This is a genomic window from Pseudomonas sp. P5_B3 (assembly GCF_056400405.1).
Map to the genome: position 1 here is coordinate 1 of NZ_JBFULI010000068.1, position 17,482 is coordinate 17,482.

13 protein-coding genes are annotated in these 17,482 nt (G+C 61.1%); 7 read left to right on the forward strand and 6 right to left on the reverse strand.

Going from position 1 to position 17,482, the window contains the following annotated elements; translation table 11 throughout:
* The first annotated feature begins 82 nt into the window (after positions 1-82).
* The 3 genes from recC to recD are packed head-to-tail and all read left to right on the forward strand — an operon-like array spanning position 83 to position 9,326.
* Positions 83-3,532: an exodeoxyribonuclease V subunit gamma gene (recC, locus tag AC1DRN_RS26810; RefSeq protein WP_477786849.1), complete on the forward strand. Its 3,450-nt coding sequence runs from the start codon at positions 83-85 to the stop codon at positions 3,530-3,532.
* The gene (gene recB / locus AC1DRN_RS26815; protein ID WP_223463588.1) at positions 3,532-7,221 is read left to right on the forward strand and encodes an exodeoxyribonuclease V subunit beta; all 3,690 of its coding nucleotides are present in this window, start codon (positions 3,532-3,534) and stop codon (positions 7,219-7,221) included. Before recC ends, recB begins: the two co-directional genes overlap by 1 nt.
* Complete coding sequence (recD, locus tag AC1DRN_RS26820) at positions 7,218-9,326, forward strand: exodeoxyribonuclease V subunit alpha (RefSeq protein ID WP_223463587.1); 2,109 nt, start codon at positions 7,218-7,220, stop codon at positions 9,324-9,326. The genes recB and recD overlap by 4 nt, the downstream gene beginning before the upstream one ends.
* 4 nt (positions 9,327-9,330) lie before the next feature.
* Here the strand turns inward: recD and AC1DRN_RS26825 are convergent, their stop codons facing one another.
* Complete coding sequence (locus AC1DRN_RS26825) at positions 9,331-10,281, reverse strand: LysR family transcriptional regulator (protein ID WP_223463586.1); 951 nt, start codon at positions 10,279-10,281, stop codon at positions 9,331-9,333.
* 163 nt (positions 10,282-10,444) lie between these two features.
* On the opposite strand from AC1DRN_RS26825, the gene AC1DRN_RS26830 reads away from it, so the two are divergent.
* Both AC1DRN_RS26830 and mmsB read left to right on the forward strand, forming a co-directional pair.
* Positions 10,445-11,971 carry a CoA-acylating methylmalonate-semialdehyde dehydrogenase gene (locus AC1DRN_RS26830; RefSeq protein ID WP_223463585.1) on the forward strand — a complete coding sequence of 509 codons (1,527 nt, stop codon included), beginning with the start codon at positions 10,445-10,447 and terminating at the stop codon, positions 11,969-11,971.
* A gap of 10 nt (positions 11,972-11,981) precedes the next feature.
* Entirely contained in the window at positions 11,982-12,869 is an 888-nt protein-coding gene (mmsB, locus tag AC1DRN_RS26835; protein WP_218429167.1) for a 3-hydroxyisobutyrate dehydrogenase, read from the forward strand.
* 175 nt (positions 12,870-13,044) lie between these two features.
* Here the strand turns inward: mmsB and AC1DRN_RS26840 are convergent, their stop codons facing one another.
* The 4 genes from AC1DRN_RS26840 to AC1DRN_RS26855 all read right to left on the reverse strand — a co-directional run bounded on the left by AC1DRN_RS26840 (position 13,045) and on the right by AC1DRN_RS26855 (position 15,422).
* On the reverse strand, positions 13,045-13,389 hold the full coding sequence (locus AC1DRN_RS26840) for a cupin domain-containing protein (protein ID WP_007988984.1): 345 nt from the start codon (positions 13,387-13,389) through the stop codon (positions 13,045-13,047).
* Positions 13,390-13,495: 106 nt separating this feature from the next.
* Positions 13,496-13,867, reverse strand: coding sequence for a MerR family transcriptional regulator (locus AC1DRN_RS26845; protein ID WP_223463584.1), 372 nt, complete (start codon positions 13,865-13,867; stop codon positions 13,496-13,498).
* A 49-nt stretch (positions 13,868-13,916) separates the two neighbouring features.
* A complete protein-coding gene (locus tag AC1DRN_RS26850; RefSeq protein WP_223463583.1) occupies positions 13,917-14,495 on the reverse strand; it encodes an NAD(P)H-dependent oxidoreductase in 579 nt (192 codons plus the stop codon).
* A 42-nt stretch (positions 14,496-14,537) separates the two neighbouring features.
* Positions 14,538-15,422, reverse strand: a complete 885-nt coding sequence (locus AC1DRN_RS26855) for a LysR family transcriptional regulator (RefSeq protein ID WP_223463582.1) — start codon at positions 15,420-15,422, stop codon at positions 14,538-14,540.
* Between the two features lie 217 nt (positions 15,423-15,639).
* On the opposite strand from AC1DRN_RS26855, the gene AC1DRN_RS26860 reads away from it, so the two are divergent.
* Positions 15,640-16,404 carry a sulfite exporter TauE/SafE family protein gene (locus AC1DRN_RS26860; RefSeq protein WP_223463581.1) on the forward strand — a complete coding sequence of 255 codons (765 nt, stop codon included), beginning with the start codon at positions 15,640-15,642 and terminating at the stop codon, positions 16,402-16,404.
* Here the strand turns inward: AC1DRN_RS26860 and AC1DRN_RS26865 are convergent.
* Positions 16,394-16,708, reverse strand: a complete 315-nt coding sequence (locus tag AC1DRN_RS26865; RefSeq protein ID WP_223463580.1) for a putative quinol monooxygenase — start codon at positions 16,706-16,708, stop codon at positions 16,394-16,396. The genes AC1DRN_RS26860 and AC1DRN_RS26865 overlap by 11 nt on opposite strands.
* A 162-nt stretch (positions 16,709-16,870) precedes the next feature.
* On the opposite strand from AC1DRN_RS26865, the gene mdaB reads away from it, so the two are divergent.
* A complete protein-coding gene (mdaB, locus tag AC1DRN_RS26870) occupies positions 16,871-17,461 on the forward strand; it encodes an NADPH:quinone oxidoreductase MdaB (RefSeq protein WP_223463579.1) in 591 nt (196 codons plus the stop codon).
* Positions 17,462-17,482: the final 21 nt, after the last annotated feature.

Below are 17,482 nucleotides of genomic sequence, written 5' to 3' on the forward strand. Positions count from 1 at the left end.
TTCGTTGACGACCTTCGCGAGCGAGCTCGCTCCTACAGATGTTAAAGTCGTTTCTCGATTTTGCATTTCCAAGGAAGCCTTTATGCCGGACGCGACGTCCCTCAGTGCTGGTTTTATGGTGGTTCACGGCAACCGCCTGGACGAGTTGCGCAGCCTGGTGGTCAGCTGGATGCGGCGCTACCCGCTGGCTCCCCTGGAGAATGAAATCGCGTTGGTGCAAAGCAATGGCATTGCCCAATGGCTGAAGCTGGCACTGGCGGAAGATTCTGAAGAAGACGACATGGGAGGCTGCGGCATCGCTGCCGCCATTGACGTGCAGTTGCCCGGTAGTTTCATGTGGCAGCTCTATCGCATGGTCCTTGGCCGCGACGAAATTCCGGTCAAGTCCCTGCTCGATAAAGCCCCGCTGACCTGGCGTCTGATGCGCCTGCTGCCGCAATTGATCAACCAACCGCACTTCGAGCCGTTGCAGCGTTTCCTGACCCATGACACCGATCTGCGCAAACGCTATCAATTGGCCGAGCGTCTGGCGGATCTGTTCGACCAATACCAGGTGTACCGAGCCGACTGGCTGGAAGACTGGGCAGAAGGCCGACATCAAACAAGAAACGCCAGGGGCGAAGCCAAACCCTTGACCCCGGCCAATTGCTGGCAGGCAGAGTTATGGCGCGCACTCTTGCTGGATGTGGGGGCAGAAGGCATGGCGCAAAGCCGTGCCGGCGTCCATCAGCGATTTGTCGAGCGTATCAACCATCTCGAAACAGCCCCCAAGGGATTACCCTCGCGAGTGATCGTTTTCGGGATTTCTTCCTTGCCTGCTCAAGCCCTGGAAGCACTGGCGGGACTGGCACGATTCAGCCAGGTTTTGCTGTGCGTACACAATCCCTGTCGTCACCATTGGGCGGACATCGTCGCCGATAAAGACCTATTGCGGCATCAATACAAGCGTCAGGCCCGCAAGAGCGGCATGCCGGTAGTGATCGATCCGCAAACCCTGCATCAGCATGCTCACCCGCTGCTGGCCGCGTGGGGCAAGCAGGGGCGGGACTATATCAACCTGCTCGACAGTTATGACGATCCCAACAGCTATCGTTCGGCATTCCGCGACGGGCGTATCGACCTGTTCAGTGACGGTCAGCCGCTGAACGTGCTCAACCAKTTGCAGGATGACATCCTCGAACTGCGCCCTCTCAACGAGACTCGGGAGCGTTGGCCGGCTATCGATCTTGAGCAGGACGAATCGATCCGTTTTCACATCGCCCATAGCGCCCAGCGAGAAGTCGAGATCCTCCACGATCAACTGCTCGCGCGCTTCAGCGCCGACCCGAAATTACGGCCCCGGGACATCATCGTGATGGTGCCGGACATCGACAGCTACGCACCGCATATTCGTGCCGTGTTTGGTCAGCTTGACCGCCAGGATCCGCGCTTCATTCCATTTACCCTGGCTGACCAGGGCCAGCGTGGTCGCGATCCATTGCTGATTGCTGTCGAGCACCTGCTAAAGCTGCCTGACAGCCGATTCCCCGTCAGTGAGATTCTCGATCTGCTGGACGTCCCCGCATTGCGCGCACGCTTTGGTGTCGAGGAGCCTGACCTGCCGACGCTGCACCGCTGGATCGAAGGCGCCGGCATTCGCTGGGGCATGAATGCCGAGCAACGTGCCGGGCTCGGGCTACCGAATGAGTTGGAGCAAAACAGCTGGCGTTTCGGCTTGCGACGGATGTTGCTCGGTTATGCCGTTGGCAGCGCCGATGCTTATGAGGGTATCGAACCCTACGACGAAATCGGTGGTCTGGACGCCGCGCTCATTGGTCCATTGGTTGCGTTGCTGGATGCGCTGGAAGTGGCTCACCACGAACTTTCTCAGCCTGCATCGCCGGGGCAATGGGGCTTGCGCTTGCAGGCGTTGGTGCAGTTGTTCTTCCTTGCCAGTAACGAACACGATGACTACTTGCTGGCTCAGCTCGAAGAGCTGCGTGAGACCTGGCTCGAGACCTGCGAATCCGTCGGGTTGCAGGACGAATTGCCGCTGACCGTAGTTCGCGAAGCCTGGCTGGCAGGTCTGGATCAGGGCCGTTTGTCCCAACGCTTTCTGGCCGGAGCGGTCAACTTCTGCACCTTGATGCCCATGCGCGCCATCCCGTTCAAACTTGTGTGCCTGTTGGGCATGAATGATGGCGATTACCCGCGCGCGCAACCGCCGCTGGATTTCGATCTGATGGGCAGTGATTACCGTCCCGGTGACCGCTCCCGGCGCGAAGATGACCGCTACCTGCTACTGGAAGCCTTGTTGTCGGCACGGGACCAGCTCTACATCAGTTGGGTGGGCCGCAGCATCCGCGATAACAGCGAGAGGCCTGCGTCGGTGCTGATCGGCCAGTTACGCGACCACTTGGCCAGCGGTTGGCGATTGTCTCAAAGCGACAATGACCTGCTGGAGGCCATGACCCGGGAACACCCGTTGCAGCCTTTCAGTGCCCGCTACTTTCACGAAGGGGATGAGTCGTTCAGCTACGCCACCGAATGGCAGGTCCTTCATCAGGCGACAGAGCAACAGGCAAGCGCCGAAGTGCTCGGGCCTCACGTTCAGGACGAACCACTGAGCCTCGGTCAACTGCAGGATTTCCTGCGCAACCCGGTGCGGCACTTTTTCAGCCAGCGACTGAAGGTCTTCTTCGAGGCGGCCGAAGTGCCGTTGGCCGATGAAGAACCCTTTGTCCTGGATGCGTTGCAGCGTTACAGCCTCAGCGACCGTTTGCTCGAAGCGGCGCTGGCAGATCCTGGAAATACCGGACAGGCACTGGAAGATCAGGCGAAACGTCTGCAAAACAGCGGGCTGCTGCCCATGGCCGGATTCGGTGAGTGCCTGCAACGCGAGTTGATCGAGCCATTGCCTGACTTGCTGCAACGCCACCAACAGCTCCTGGCGTTGTGGCCAACACCGCTCAGCAGTGCGTTGCCCGTCGATCTTGAACTGCAAGGCCTGCACATCGAGGGCTGGCTCAGCGGCCTGCATCAGCGCGCCGATGGCGGATTGCTGTCTATCACTACAATCCCCAACAGTATTGGCTCGATCAAGTCACGCAAATGGCATCGACTGACACGCCCGTGGCTCACCCATCTGGTGGCTTGTGCCAGTGGCATGGCGCTGACCACCGCACTGGTGGCCAGCGACGACAGTCTGTTGCTCGAACCGATGGATGAGTCCACAGCGCGGAAAACTCTGGGTGACCTGTTGATGGCCTGGCAGTCGGGTATGCGCCAGCCTCTGCCGATCGCGGTCAAAACAGCCTTTGCGTGGCTGGGGCAAACCGACCCGATCAAGGCCGATTCCGCTGCGCGCAAGGCCTATGAAGGTGATGGGCAGACGACGGACGGGGAGCGTCGCGAAAGCCCGGCACTCGCCCGACAATTCACCGATTACGATGCCTTGGTCGCCGATGAGACGTTCCCCCAGTGGTGTGACGCGCTTTATCGCCCGCTTCTTGAAGCACCCTGGCGTTCACTGTCCAGCGAGGAGTCGCGCTGATGAGCACGAAGACACCTCTGGCCCTGGCATTCCCGCTGCGTGGCAGTCAATTGATCGAAGCCAGCGCCGGGACCGGTAAGACGTTCACTATTTCCGCACTGTATCTGCGCCTGGTCCTTGGCCATGGTGACGAGGGCTCGGGGTTCGGGCGAGAGTTATTGCCACCGCAAATCCTCGTCGTGACCTTCACCGACGCCGCTACCAAAGAGCTGCGCGAACGCATTCGCACGCGGCTCGCCGAGGCCGCACGCTATTTTCGCGATGAAACACCGGCCCCCGACAGCCTGATTGCCGAGTTGCGCGATCAGTACTCGCCCGAGCAATGGCCCGGGTGCGCAAACCGCCTGGATATCGCCGCTCAGTGGATGGACGAGGCGGCGGTGTCGACCATCCACAGTTGGTGCCAGCGCATGTTGCGCGAACACGCATTCGACAGCGGCAGCCTGTTCACCCAGACCCTGGAAACCGACCACAGCGACTTGCTGGGGGAAGTCCTGCGCGATTACTGGCGGCTGTTCTGTTACCCGATGCAAGGTGACGCCTTGAATTGGGTGCGCAGCAATTGGGGTGGACCGGCGGCGTTGTTGCCGCGGATTCGTGCACTGTTCGCCAGCGAGCGGGATACGCTTGAAGGGAAAGAGCCCGCGCAAGTGATTTCGCAATGCCTGCAAGAGCGACGGGTTGCCCTGATCGAACTCAAGCAGCCCTGGCTCCGTTGGGCTGACGAGTTGCTTTCCATCTGCCACCAGGGCGTTGCCAGCAAGAGTGTCGACGGTCGCAAGATGCAGGCACGCTACTTCGAGCCCTGGTTCGAAAAGATCAAGGCCTGGGCCGAAGACGAATCCCTTGAGCAACTGGATATCGGTACTGGCTTCACGCGCCTGACCCCTGATGGCATGGCCGAAGCCTGGAAGGGCGAAGCGCCTCGACATCCGGGGCTCGATGCGATGGCCGGCCTCAAGGCCTGTCTCGATGGGTTGCCAACGCCTGATGCCGCCGTGCTGCAACATGCGGCCCGCTGGGTCGGGGCGCGATTCGAGGAAGAGAAGCGTCGCCGCGCGGAAATGGGTTTCGACGACATGTTGTTGCGCCTTGATGCGGCCTTGCAGTCCGATGGCGGCGAGCGACTGGCAACCCTGATCCGTGAACAGTTTCCGGTCGCCCTGATCGATGAGTTCCAGGACACCGACCCGGTGCAATACCGGATCTTCGAGAGCATCTACCGCATTGAAGAGAACAGCCCCGAGTGCGGTCTGTTCCTGATCGGCGATCCGAAACAGGCGATCTACGCTTTTCGCGGTGCCGACATCCATACCTACCTGCGCGCCCGCCAGGCCACCACTGGCCGCCTGCACACCCTGGGCACCAACTTCCGCTCAAGCCATGGCATGGTCAACGCGGTGAACCATGTATTCGAGCGCGCCGAAGCCCGGGAGTCAGGACGCGGTGCTTTCCTCTTCCGTGAGAAGAATGGCGACAACCCGGTGCCGTTCACACCGGTTGCCTCCCAGGGCCGCGAAGAAGTCTTGCGCATCAATGACCAGGCAATCCCTGCCTTGAACATCTGGCACTTGCCGGCCGAACAACCATTGTCCGGTGCGGTGTACCGGCAACAACTGGCGGCGGCCTGCGCCAGTGAAATCACGGCATTGCTCAACGGCGGGCAGCAGGGGCAAGCGGGGTTCACCCAGGACGGTAAGGCCTTCAGGGGCCTGCTGCCGGCGGACATCGCCATCCTGGTCCGCGATGGCAAGGAGGCGCAGGCGGTTCGTGCGCAATTGGCCGCTCGTGGCGTGCGCAGTGTTTACCTGTCGGACAAGGACTCGGTGTTCGCCGCCCAGGAGGCGCATGACGTTCTGACCTGGCTCAAGGCCTGCGCTGAGCCGGATGTCGAGCGCCCGCTGCGGGCCGCGTTGGCCAGCATCACGTTGAACCTGTCGCTGACGGAGCTGGAGCGGCTGAATCAGGACGAGTTGGCCTGGGAAGCCCGGGTCATGCAGTTCCGTGGTTATCGCGAAGTCTGGCGCAAGCAGGGCGTACTGCCGACGCTGCGACGCTTGCTGCACGACTTCCGTCTGCCCCAGGCGTTGATCGCCCGCAGTGACGGCGAGCGCGTCTTGACCAACCTTCTGCACCTTTTCGAACTGCTGCAACAAGCCGCCGCCGAACTCGATGGCGAGCAAGCCCTGATTCGGCATTTGTCCGAGCATCTGGCGTTGTCCGGGCAAGCTGGCGAAGAGCAGATCCTGCGTCTGGAAAGTGATGAGCAGTTGGTCAAGGTCGTGACCATTCACAAGTCCAAAGGCCTTGAGTACCCGTTGGTGTTCCTGCCGTTCATTTGCTCGGCGAAACCGGTGGATGGCGGCCGCCTGCCATTGCACTACCACGATGAATCAGGCAATGCCCAGGTCACGTTGAAGCCGACGACAGAGTTGATTGCCCTGGCTGACGATGAGCGTCTGGCCGAGGATCTGCGCTTGCTCTATGTCGCCCTGACCCGGGCGCAACACGCTTGCTGGCTGGGGGTGGCCGACCTCAAGCGCGGCAACAACAATGGCTCGGTGCTGCATCTGTCGGCATTGGGTTATCTGCTGGGCGGCGGTGCGCCATTGGCCGACTCCAAGGCGTTGCAGCTTTGGCTGCGGGATCTGCAGCAGGACTGCCCGGCGTTGGCGTATGCCGAGATGCCTGAAGCGACTGCAGAGCATTACCGGCCACCGCAAAATGACGCGGCGCTGCTGGTTCCACTGGTTCCGAAACGCAAGGCCAGTGAAAACTGGTGGATCGCTTCCTACAGCGCGCTGCGCATTGGCGACACCCTGAGCGTCGGCACCGACGAAGCACCGGAGAGCCCACAGGCGCAAAAACTGTTCGATGACGAACGCCTCGACCCACAGGCCCCCAGGGAAGTGGTGGCCGGTGGCGGCGATATCCATCGCTTCCCGCGCGGCCCGAACCCCGGCACCTTCCTCCATGGCTTGCTCGAATGGGCGGGGGGCGAGGGTTTTGAAGCGGCACCACAAGAGGTGATCGACGCCATTGCCCGTCGCTGCAACCGTCGAGGCTGGGAGGGCTGGATCAGCACCTTGAGTGACTGGCTGCAGCATCTGCTCAAGTCGCCGTTGCAACTGGGCAACGATCAGACCCCGGTGATATTCGCCCAGTTGACGCAGTATCAGGTCGAGATGGAGTTCTGGTTCGCCAGCCATAAGGTCGATGTGCTCAAGCTCGATGCGCTGGTGTGCCAATACACCCATAACGGCGTGGCCCGGGTGGCCGCGGAACCGGTGTTGCTCAACGGCATGTTCAAGGGCTTCATCGACCTTGCGTTCGAACATGACGGCCGCTATTACGTGGCCGACTACAAATCCAACTGGCTCGGCGTCGATGATGCGGCCTACACCGCGCAGGCCATGGAACAATCGATTCTCGACAACCGCTATGACCTGCAATACGTGTTGTACCTGTTGGCCCTGCACCGCCAGCTCAAGGCGCGGCTCGCCGATTACGACTACGATCGGCATGTCGGCGGTGCGTTGTACCTGTTTTTGCGCGGTACGCGTGCGGCCAGCCAGGGTGTATTTTTCGCCCGGCCGCCAAGAGAACTGATCGAGCGTCTGGACAGGCTGTTCCAGGGCAAGCCGGAACCCAAGGCCGAGCCCGCCTGGGAACAGGGAGTACTGTTATGAATCGTACATTCGCCGATTTGTTGCCCACATCGCTGGCAGCCGAAAGCCTGGCCGATCTGGCGCCGCTGAGTCGTGCCGACGACTTGCTGTTGTTGCTCACGCGTTGGGTCGAGCGTGGCTGGTTGCGCGCGCTGGACAAAGCCTTTGTGGCGTTTCTGCATGAGCTGGCACCGGAGGATGATCCACTGGTGTTGCTGGCAGCCGCGCTGACCAGCCACCAGTTGGGCCATGGGCATGTCTGCCTCGACCTGTTCGAGACGCTGAAAGAACCGGACTTCGCCCTGTCGCTGCCACCCGAAGGTGACGTGCAAGGTGGCACGATGCTGTTGCCCTCACAGTTACTGGGATCGCTGGACGGTGCTCATTGGTGCAAGGTGCTGGCCGCCAGCAACCTGGTCGCACTGGCCGCTGACAGTCGTGACAACGTGCGCGACCGGCCTTTGGTTTTATCGGGCAAACGCTTGTACCTGCGCCGTTATTGGGCCTACGAGCGGCGGATCGACCTCTCGTTGCGCGAGCGTCTGACGCAACACGAATCCACGCCGAACGACTTGCTCCAGCGCCTCACCGGTCTGTTTGGTCCTGCCCGTTCCGGTGAAGTGATCGACTGGCAGAAGCTCGCCTGCGCCCTGGCGACCCGCAGCGCCTTCAGCATCGTCACGGGAGGACCGGGAACCGGCAAGACCACCACTGTCGTGCGCTTGCTGGCGTTGCTCCAGGCGCCGGCGGTCGAGGCCGGCATGCCCCTGCGCATTCGTCTCGCCGCGCCTACCGGCAAGGCCGCGGCGCGTTTGACCGAATCCATCAGCCAACAAGTCCGGACCTTGAAGGTCACTGAAGAAATACGGGAAAAGATCCCCTCCGACGTCACCACCGTTCACCGCCTGCTCGGCAGCCGGCCCGGGACTCGTCATTTCCGCCACCATGCGGGCAATCGCCTGCCGCTGGATGTGTTGGTGGTGGACGAGGCCTCGATGATCGACCTGGAAATGATGGCCAACCTGCTCGACGCCTTGCCGCCCCATGCGCGCCTCGTGCTGTTGGGTGACAAGGATCAATTGGCGTCGGTAGAAGCCGGCGCGGTACTGGGGGATTTGTGCCGCGATGCGGAGGCCGGCTGGTACAGCCCGCAGACACGCCAGTGGCTGGAAGCCGTCAGTGGCGAAAACCTGCAGGCCAGCGGCTTGCAGGAGGACGCCCAGGGCACTCATCCATTGGCTCAACAGGTCGTGATGTTGCGCCATTCCCGGCGATTCGGTGAAGGTAGCGGCATTGGCCAACTGGCTCGTTGGGTCAACCAGCAACATCCCGAAGAAGCCCGCAAGTTGTTGTCGGCGCGAAGCCATGACGATGTGTATTGCCTGGCCCTCAAGGGGGAGCAGGATCGGGCCCTGGAACGCTTGCTTCTCGACGGCCATGGCGAGGGGCCGCAGGGTTATCGACATTACCTGAGCGTGCTGCGCAATCAGCGCCCGCCACTGGACAGCCCGCTGGAAGATTCGTGCTGGATTGATTGGGCTCGACAAGTGCTGCAGGCTTTCGACGCGTTCCAGTTGTTATGCGCCGTGCGCAAGGGGCCGTGGGGTGTTGAAGGCTTGAACCAGCGAGTGACGGACGCGTTGCTGAGGGCCCGTCTGATCGACAGCGACCAGCAGTGGTACGAGGGGCGCCCTGTCCTGATGACCCGCAACGATTACGGGCTGGGTTTGATGAACGGCGATATCGGCATTGCCCTCAGGCTCCCGGAACAGGAAGGCCACGGGACTGGAAAACAGGTTCTGCGTGTGGCATTCCCACGCAATGATGGCCAGGGAGGCGTGCGGTTTGTCCTGCCCAGTCGCCTGAACGATGTCGAAACCGTGTACGCCATGACCGTGCATAAATCCCAGGGCTCGGAGTTCGCGCATACCGCGTTGATTCTTCCGGATGCCTTGAATCCGGTACTCACCAAGGAACTGATCTATACCGGAATTACCCGGGCCAAGGACTGGTTCACCTTGATCGAGTCGCGTGCAGGCGTGTTTGAAGAGGCGGTGAAACGCCGGGTCAAACGCTTGAGCGGGCTGATGCTGGAGCTAAAGGAAGGCCGCGAGCCGACAGGCTGAAGGGTCAGTAATCGGCAAACAGCATCTCCCGGCTTTCGCCCATCAGCAGGCCCTGATTCTGCTCGGTGACCTCGCGGATGTAATCCCACAACAGGGTGATCCGCTTGAGCTTGCGCAGGTCTTCGCGGCAGTACATCCAGAATTGTCGGGTGATATTGATTTCCTGCGGCAACACCGGCAGCAGGCGCGGGTCCTGAGTGGCGAGGAAGCACGGCAGGATTGCCAGTGAGCGTCCTTGCTGCGCGGCCACGAACTGCGCGATCACGCTGGTGCTGCGCAGGTTGGCACTGGCGCCGGGCAATACGTTGGCCAGGTACAACAGCTCCGAGCTGAATGCCAGGTCGTCGACGTAACTGATAAACGAATGTTTGGCCAAGTCTGCCGGGCGGCGGATCGGCGGGTGGTTGTCCAGATAGTCCTGGGTCGCGTACAGCTGCAACCGGTAGTCGCACAGTTTGCAGCAGACATACGGGCCGTGCTCCGGACGCTCCAGGGCGATGACGATGTCGGCTTCGCGCTTGGACAGGCTGATGAAGTGCGGCAGCGGCAGGATATCCACCGAGATCGCCGGGTAGGTGTCGACGAAGTGGCTCAGCTGCGGCGTGATGAAAAAGCTGCCGAAGCCTTCGGTGCAGCCCATGCGCACATGACCGGACAGTGCCACGCCGGACCCGGAAACCTGCTCGCACGCCATGTGCAGGGTACTTTCGATCGACTCGGCATACCCCATCAACCGCTGGCCTTCGGCGGTCAGGACAAAGCCGTTGGTCCGGGATTTTTCGAACAGCAATGTGCCCAGCGCCGTTTCCAGGGAACTGATGCGTCGCGACACTGTGGTGTAGTCCACCGCCAGGCGCTTGGCCGCGGTGCTGGCCTTGCGGGTACGGGCGACTTCAAGGAAAAACTTGAGGTCATCCCAGTTCAACGAGCCGAGGGAGGTGATGTTTTTTTGCATGTTGGACCGGTTTTTATGTGCGTTTTTATTAGAAGTTTGCACATCTATACTCCAAAAACAGTCCGACAACCAATTCGCGACACATGGCTCATCTCAGGGCGACTATCTCGCCCCGGCTCCCAAGATAGCTCTCAATAAAAAAAGCAAAGATCTGGAGACCCACATGAACGCATCGCTCACGCCCAACGAAACCACCGTGCAAAAGGTCAAGCTGTTGATCGACGGCCAGTGGGTCGAATCCAAGACCACTGAATGGCACGACATCATCAACCCGGCGACCCAGCAAGTGCTGGCCAAAGTGCCGTTTGCCACCGCCGAAGAAGTCGACGCCGCCATCAGCGCAGCCCATCGTGCCTTCCAGACCTGGAAGCTGACCCCGATCGGCGCCCGCATGCGCATCATGCTCAAGCTCCAGGCGCTGATCCGCGAGCACTCCAAGCGCATCGCTGCAGTCCTCAGCGCAGAGCAGGGCAAGACCATTGCCGACGCTGAAGGCGATATTTTCCGTGGCCTGGAAGTGGTTGAGCACGCCTGTTCCATCGGCAGCCTGCAAATGGGCGAGTTCGCTGAAAACGTCGCCGGTGGCGTCGACACCTACACCCTGCGCCAGCCAATCGGCGTGTGCGCCGGCATTACCCCGTTCAACTTCCCGGCGATGATTCCGCTGTGGATGTTCCCGATGGCCATCGCCTGCGGCAACACCTTCGTGCTCAAGCCGTCCGAACAGGACCCGATGTCGACCATGCTCCTGGTGGAACTGGCTATTGAAGCGGGTATTCCAGCCGGCGTGCTCAACGTCGTGCACGGTGGCAAGGACGTGGTGGACGGGCTCTGCACCCATAAAGACATCAAGGCGGTTTCCTTCGTCGGTTCGACCGCCGTCGGTACTCACGTCTATGACCTGGCGGGCAAACACGGCAAGCGCGTGCAATCGATGATGGGCGCCAAGAACCACGCCGTGGTGCTGCCGGACGCCAATCGCGAACAAGCGCTGAATGCGCTGGTGGGTGCCGGCTTCGGCGCTGCCGGTCAACGCTGCATGGCCACCTCGGTGGTGGTGCTGGTGGGCGCGGCCAAGCAGTGGCTGCCGGATCTGAAGGCGCTGGCGCAAAAGCTCAAGGTCAATGCCGGCAGCGAGCCAGGCACTGATGTCGGCCCGGTGATTTCGAAAAAGGCCAAGGCGCGGATTCTCGACCTGATCGAAAGCGGCATCAAGGAAGGCGCGAAACTGGAGCTGGACGGTCGCGAGATCACGGTTCCCGGTTACGAGAAGGGCAACTTTGTCGGCCCGACCCTGTTCTCCGGCGTGACCACCGACATGCAGATCTACACCCAGGAAATCTTCGGCCCGGTGCTGGTGGTACTGGAGGTTAATACGCTCGACGAGGCCATCGCCCTGGTCAACGCCAACCCGTTCGGCAACGGCACGGGCCTGTTCACCCAGAGCGGCGCGGCGGCACGTAAATTCCAGAACGAAATCGACGTCGGCCAGGTCGGCATCAACATCCCGATTCCGGTGCCGGTGCCGTTCTTCAGCTTCACCGGTTCGCGCGGTTCCAAGCTCGGCGACCTCGGCCCGTACGGCAAGCAAGTGGTGCAGTTCTACACTCAGACCAAGACCGTCACCAGTCGTTGGTTCGATGACGACAGCGTCAACGACGGTGTGAACACCACCATCAACCTGCGATAAGGAGCCGGACATGAAAATCGCTTTTATCGGTCTGGGCAACATGGGCGCGCCAATGGCGCGCAACCTGATCAAGGCCGGCCATGCACTGCGCCTGGTGGACCTGAACAAAGCCGTGCTGGCGGAGCTGGAACAACTGGGCGGTAGCATCAGTGCATCGGCCCGCGAAGCGGCAGAGGGCGCCGAGCTGGTCATCACCATGCTGCCTGCCGCGGTGCATGTACGCAGTGTGTGGCTGGGTGAAGATGGTGTGCTCGCCGGTATCGGCAAAGGCGTGCCGGCCGTGGATTGCAGCACCATCGATCCGCAGACCGCGCGGGACGTAGCCGCCGCCGCTGCCAAACAGGGCGTGGCCATGGCCGATGCACCGGTCTCTGGCGGCACCGGTGGTGCAGCCGCCGGGACGCTGACCTTCATGGTCGGCGCCACGCCTGAACTGTTCGCCACCCTGCAACCGGTGCTGGCGCAGATGGGCCGCAACATCGTCCATTGTGGTGAGGTCGGCACCGGGCAAATCGCTAAAATCTGCAACAACCTGCTGCTGGGGATTTCCATGGTCGGCGTCAGCGAAGCCATGGCGCTTGGCGATGCCCTGGGCATCGACACCAAGGTGCTGGCGGGCATCATCAACAGTTCCACCGGGCGTTGCTGGAGTTCGGAGATGTACAACCCGTGGCCGGGCATCGTTGAAACGGCACCAGCGTCGCGCGGTTACACCGGTGGTTTCGGTGCCGAACTGATGCTCAAGGATCTGGGGCTGGCCACAGAAGCGGCGCGTCAGGCGCACCAGCCGGTGGTACTCGGCGCGGTGGCCCAGCAGTTGTATCAGGCGATGAGTTTGCGTGGGGAGGGTGGCAAGGACTTCTCGGCGATTATCAACGGCTATCGCAAGCCGCAATAGCAAGGCTGTGGCAAAAAACTGTGGGAGCGAGCTTGCTCGCGATGAGGTCGTTACAGTCGACATTGATGGTGACTGACCCACCGCTATCGCGAGCAAGCTCGCTCCCACAGGGTACGGCGTTTACCTATAGATATTTGCCGGGAGATCACGTCGGGTGATCCCCCGGTTTTTTGTATCAGGCAAACACGAAATATTTGCGCACGGTTTCCACCACTTCCCAGGTGCCCTTCATTCCCGGTTCGATGACGAAAATGTCGCCGGCGCGCAGGTGGATCGGCGCCATGCCTTCCGGAGTGATGACGCAGTAGCCTTCCTGGAAATGGCAATATTCCCACTTCACATATTCCACGTACCACTTGCCCGGCGTGCAGATCCAGGTGCCCATGATCTTGCTGCCGTCTTCACTCGTGTAGGCGTTGAGGTTGACGGTGTGCGGGTCACCTTCGAGCTTTTCCCATTTGCAGGCGTCGAGCACGGGCAGCGGGTGGGTGTCGCGAAGAACGGTAATCGGTGCGGTCATGATGACTCCGGGCAGTGGGCTCAAGAACTGAAGTCGCACCCTATAGCGCCTGCCCAACCCTCAGTTGTCTGTGCTCGACACTGAGCTGTCCAGAAACGCACGTTCCTCAATTACGGTTCAGCGGGCAGTCGCGCCTGGATTGTTCGAGGCTGTTCTCGAATTCGACCAATTGCGCGTGCTGTTGCGACAGTGCCGCTATCCGCTCGGCGATTTCCTGCTTTTTGCTGGCGAGGATCTGGTGTGCCCGCTCCCATGGCAACTGCGGGCCCTGATGGCCGGCGAAGACCGACTGCAATTCCTTGAGCCTGAAGCCCAACTGTTGGGCACATTTGATGAACATCAGCAGGTCGACGCTGTGCTGGTCATAGATGCGGTACTTGCCCTGACGGCGAGCGGCAGGCAGCAGGCCAATCGACTCGTAGTGACGGATGCTTTTGACAGTGGTTCCGGAACGTTGCGCGGCTTGGCCGATGTACATGGGAAGGTCCTTTTCTCCGAGGGTAAAGCTCGGTGCATTATCGACCGACTCAAGCGCTGGCGATAGCTTCGGCTTGCCGCAACCAGGCCGCATGCCGGTCTGCGCTGGCGCCGAGAATTGGCCCGAAGGTGAGGGTTCGGGTTGGCTTGATGCCACAGAATTCCAGCGTGGTTTTGCGGACCTGATGCAAACCGGGCATGCGGTAGATCCATCGGTAGTACCAGGGCGGTGTGTCCATGGTCACCAGCAAATGGGCGGTTCGGCCGCGCAGGAGTTTGTCGGGGAAGGCTTTGCCCTGGCGATATTTGAAGGCAAAACCGGGCAAGAACACCCGGTCGAAAAAGCCCTTGAGCAAGGCCGGTACGCCACCCCACCAGATCGGATAAACCAGCGTCAGTTGTTCGGCCCACAGGATATCGGCCTGGGCGTTACGCAAGTCGGCTTCCAGCGGCTGGACCTGCTGATAGCCTTCACGCAGCACCGGGTCAAAATCCATGCTGCCCAGAAACAATTGACGCACCTCATGCCCGGCACGCACTGCCGACTGTGTGTAACGCTCGACAAGGGCGGCGCAGAAGCTATTGCTTGATGGATGCCCGAGGATCACCAGTATTCGTTTGCCCATCATCGTTGTCCTTGAAGATCAAACCTCAAGGATAAAGTCTGCCCCTCAGGGGAGAGTCAAGGCGTGCAGCAGGGCCTTGGCATAGCCGGGTAATGCGGCGAAGTCCCGGGCACAGAGCAATAGTTTGCGTTGGCCCCAGGGTTCTTGCAGGGCGAGGCTTTTGAAGGACAGTCCGCCTGACCTGCGTTCGACTGCGGCCAGCGGTACGATTGCCAGTCCCGCCCCTCGGGCGACCATGCGCATCACGCCATCGAAGCCATCGGCGCGGATGCGGATCTGCATGCGCAGGCCGGCGTGCAGTGCCTGCTCTTCCAGGTACACCGCCAGCGCGCTGTTGGCATTCAGGCCAACGTAGTCGTAATGCAGCGTGTCGGTGAAGCTCACCGAGGTCGCCTGTGCCAAGGGATGTTCGCTGGGCATGATCAGCACCAGCGGATCATCGCGGAACGCTCGGGTCTGCAAGCCATCGGTGTCCACCGCATCGGAAACGATGCCGATGTCCGCCGCACCTTGGCGCAAGGCATGGGTGATGCGGGTGCTGGGCAGTTCCTGCAGGTCGATGTCGAGGTTGGGATGGCTGTGCAGGAAATCCGCGAGCAACTCTGGCAGGTACTCGGTGATCGCCGTGGTATTGCACAGCAGCCGCACCTGGCCTTTGACGCCCTGGGCGTACTCGGCGAGTTCCTGTTGCAGGCGTTCGGCCTGTTGCAACAGAACCCGGGCGTGTCGGGCCAGGGCATTGCCGGCCGGCGTCGGGCTGACCCCACGACGATTGCGCTGAAGAAACTCGACGCCCAGCGACGCCTCCATGGCGCGAATTCGCGCGCTGGCCGCTGCCAGGGACAAATGACTGCGTGCGGCGCCGGCGGTGATGTTGCCGGTGTCGAGGATGTTCAGGTACAGGCGCAGGTCGGTCAGGTCGAAGTGCATTACAACAATCTCAAGTTGAATGTTGTCTGGAAGGGCGTCTTCGCGAGCAGGCTCGCTCCCACAGGGGATTTGTGAACGACACATAACCACTGTGGGAGCGAGCCTGCTCGCGATGACGACAGATGCCGCACCCGATTATTCAGCCTCTTGTATGGAGAGAGGCATCCTCAGTATATGGTAGATTTTCAATCAACCCTTGCGGGTTCACCATGGCCCCATGAATACACTCTCGGCGTTTTATCAGAATCTCGGCTTGGCCCTTTCGTTGTTGGTTATCGGCACCTTTGTGCTGGCCGGCATGGTCAAGGGCGTGATCGGCCTGGGCCTGCCGACCGTTGCCATGGGCCTGCTCGGTCTGGCTATGGCGCCGGCGCAGGCTGCGGCGCTGCTGATCATTCCGGCGACCCTGACCAACGTCTGGCAACTGGCATTCGGTGGGCATCTGTCGGGGCTGGTCAAGCGGTTGTGGCCGATGTTGCTGGCGATCTGCATCGGCACCGGGGCGGGCACGCTGTGGATCGGCATGAGCGGTGGTCACTGGGTGGTGCGGGGGTTGGGTGCGGCGTTGTTGCTGTATGCGCTGAGCGGTTTGTGCCTGCCGACTCTGCGCGTGGGGCGGCGCAGCGAACACTGGCTCGGTCCATTGTGTGGCGTGCTGACCGGCGTCATCACTTCGGCCACCGGCGTGTTCGTGATTCCGGCGGTGCCTTATCTGCAAGCGCTGGGTCTTAGCAAGGATGAGCTGGTGCAGGCGCTGGGCCTGTCATTCACCGTCTCGACCCTGGCCCTGGCTGGTGGATTGCTATGGCGTGGCGCACTCGGCGGGGGCGAGTTGAACGCATCGCTGCTGGCGCTGATCCCGGCCATGCTCGGCATGTGGCTGGGGCAATCGCTGCGCCAGCGGATCAGCGGCCTGTGGTTCAAGCGCGTGTTCTTCGTTGGCCTGGGTGTGCTCGGCGGCCATTTGCTGATCAGCGGCTAGCGGACGACGGACTGATCATGTCGATGGCGCGGATCTCGAAGTCCCGCTCCAGGTATTCATCGCGCTGCTCGAGGAACTGCTTCATGTGCGGCAGGTTCGAGTGCACGTCGAGGTGGGCCCGGGATTGCCAGATCTCGTAGAAGATGAACAGGGTCGGGTCCTGTTTGTCGCGCAGCATGTGGTATTCGATGCAGCCAGGCTCGGCGCGGCTGGCTTGCACATAGCCGCTGAAAAATGCTTCGAAGGCGTCGGATTTTTCCGGGCGGGTCTTGGCGTGCAGGATGAAGCCCTGGATTTCACTCATCTACATCTCTCCTCAAGTCAGAACTGGCCCAGTCTAAGGCAACAATCGACTGTTGATTCGTGCTTGTAGGTCAAATGAATTTTGCCAAATCGGCGCTTATTCCGCGCGAGGCCGGTCGGTACTCTACCGCCATCCGATTCCCGACCCTTCCCGAGACCTCCCATGAAAAAAGTCCTGTTGCTCAATGGCGGCAAAAAATTTGCGCACTCCGACGGCCGCTACAACGCCACCCTGCATGAAGTCGCGTTGAGCGTGCTGGATCGCGGCGGCGTGGATGTCAAAACCACCTTCATCGACGAGGGTTATGACGTCGCCGAAGAAGTGGCCAAGTTCCTCTGGGCCGACGTGATCATCTACCAGATGCCTGGCTGGTGGATGGGCGCGCCGTGGACCGTGAAGAAGTACATCGACGAAGTCTTTACCGAAGGTCATGGCAGCCTCTATGCCAGCGACGGTCGTACCCGTTCGGATGCGTCGCAGAAGTACGGCAGCGGCGGCCTGATTCACGGCAAGCAGTACATGCTGTCGCTGACCTGGAACGCCCCGCAGCAAGCCTTCGACGACCCGACCGACTTCTTCGAAGCCAAGGGCGTGGACGCGGTGTACTTCCCGTTCCACAAGGCTAACGAGTTCCTGGGTATGACCGGTTTGCCGACGTTCCTGTGCGTGGACGTGATGAAGCGTCCGAACATCGAAGGCGACGTGGCGCGCTATGAGCGGCATTTGGCTGAGGTGTTTGGCCTCAAGGCATGACGCTCGGCTACTATCCGATGC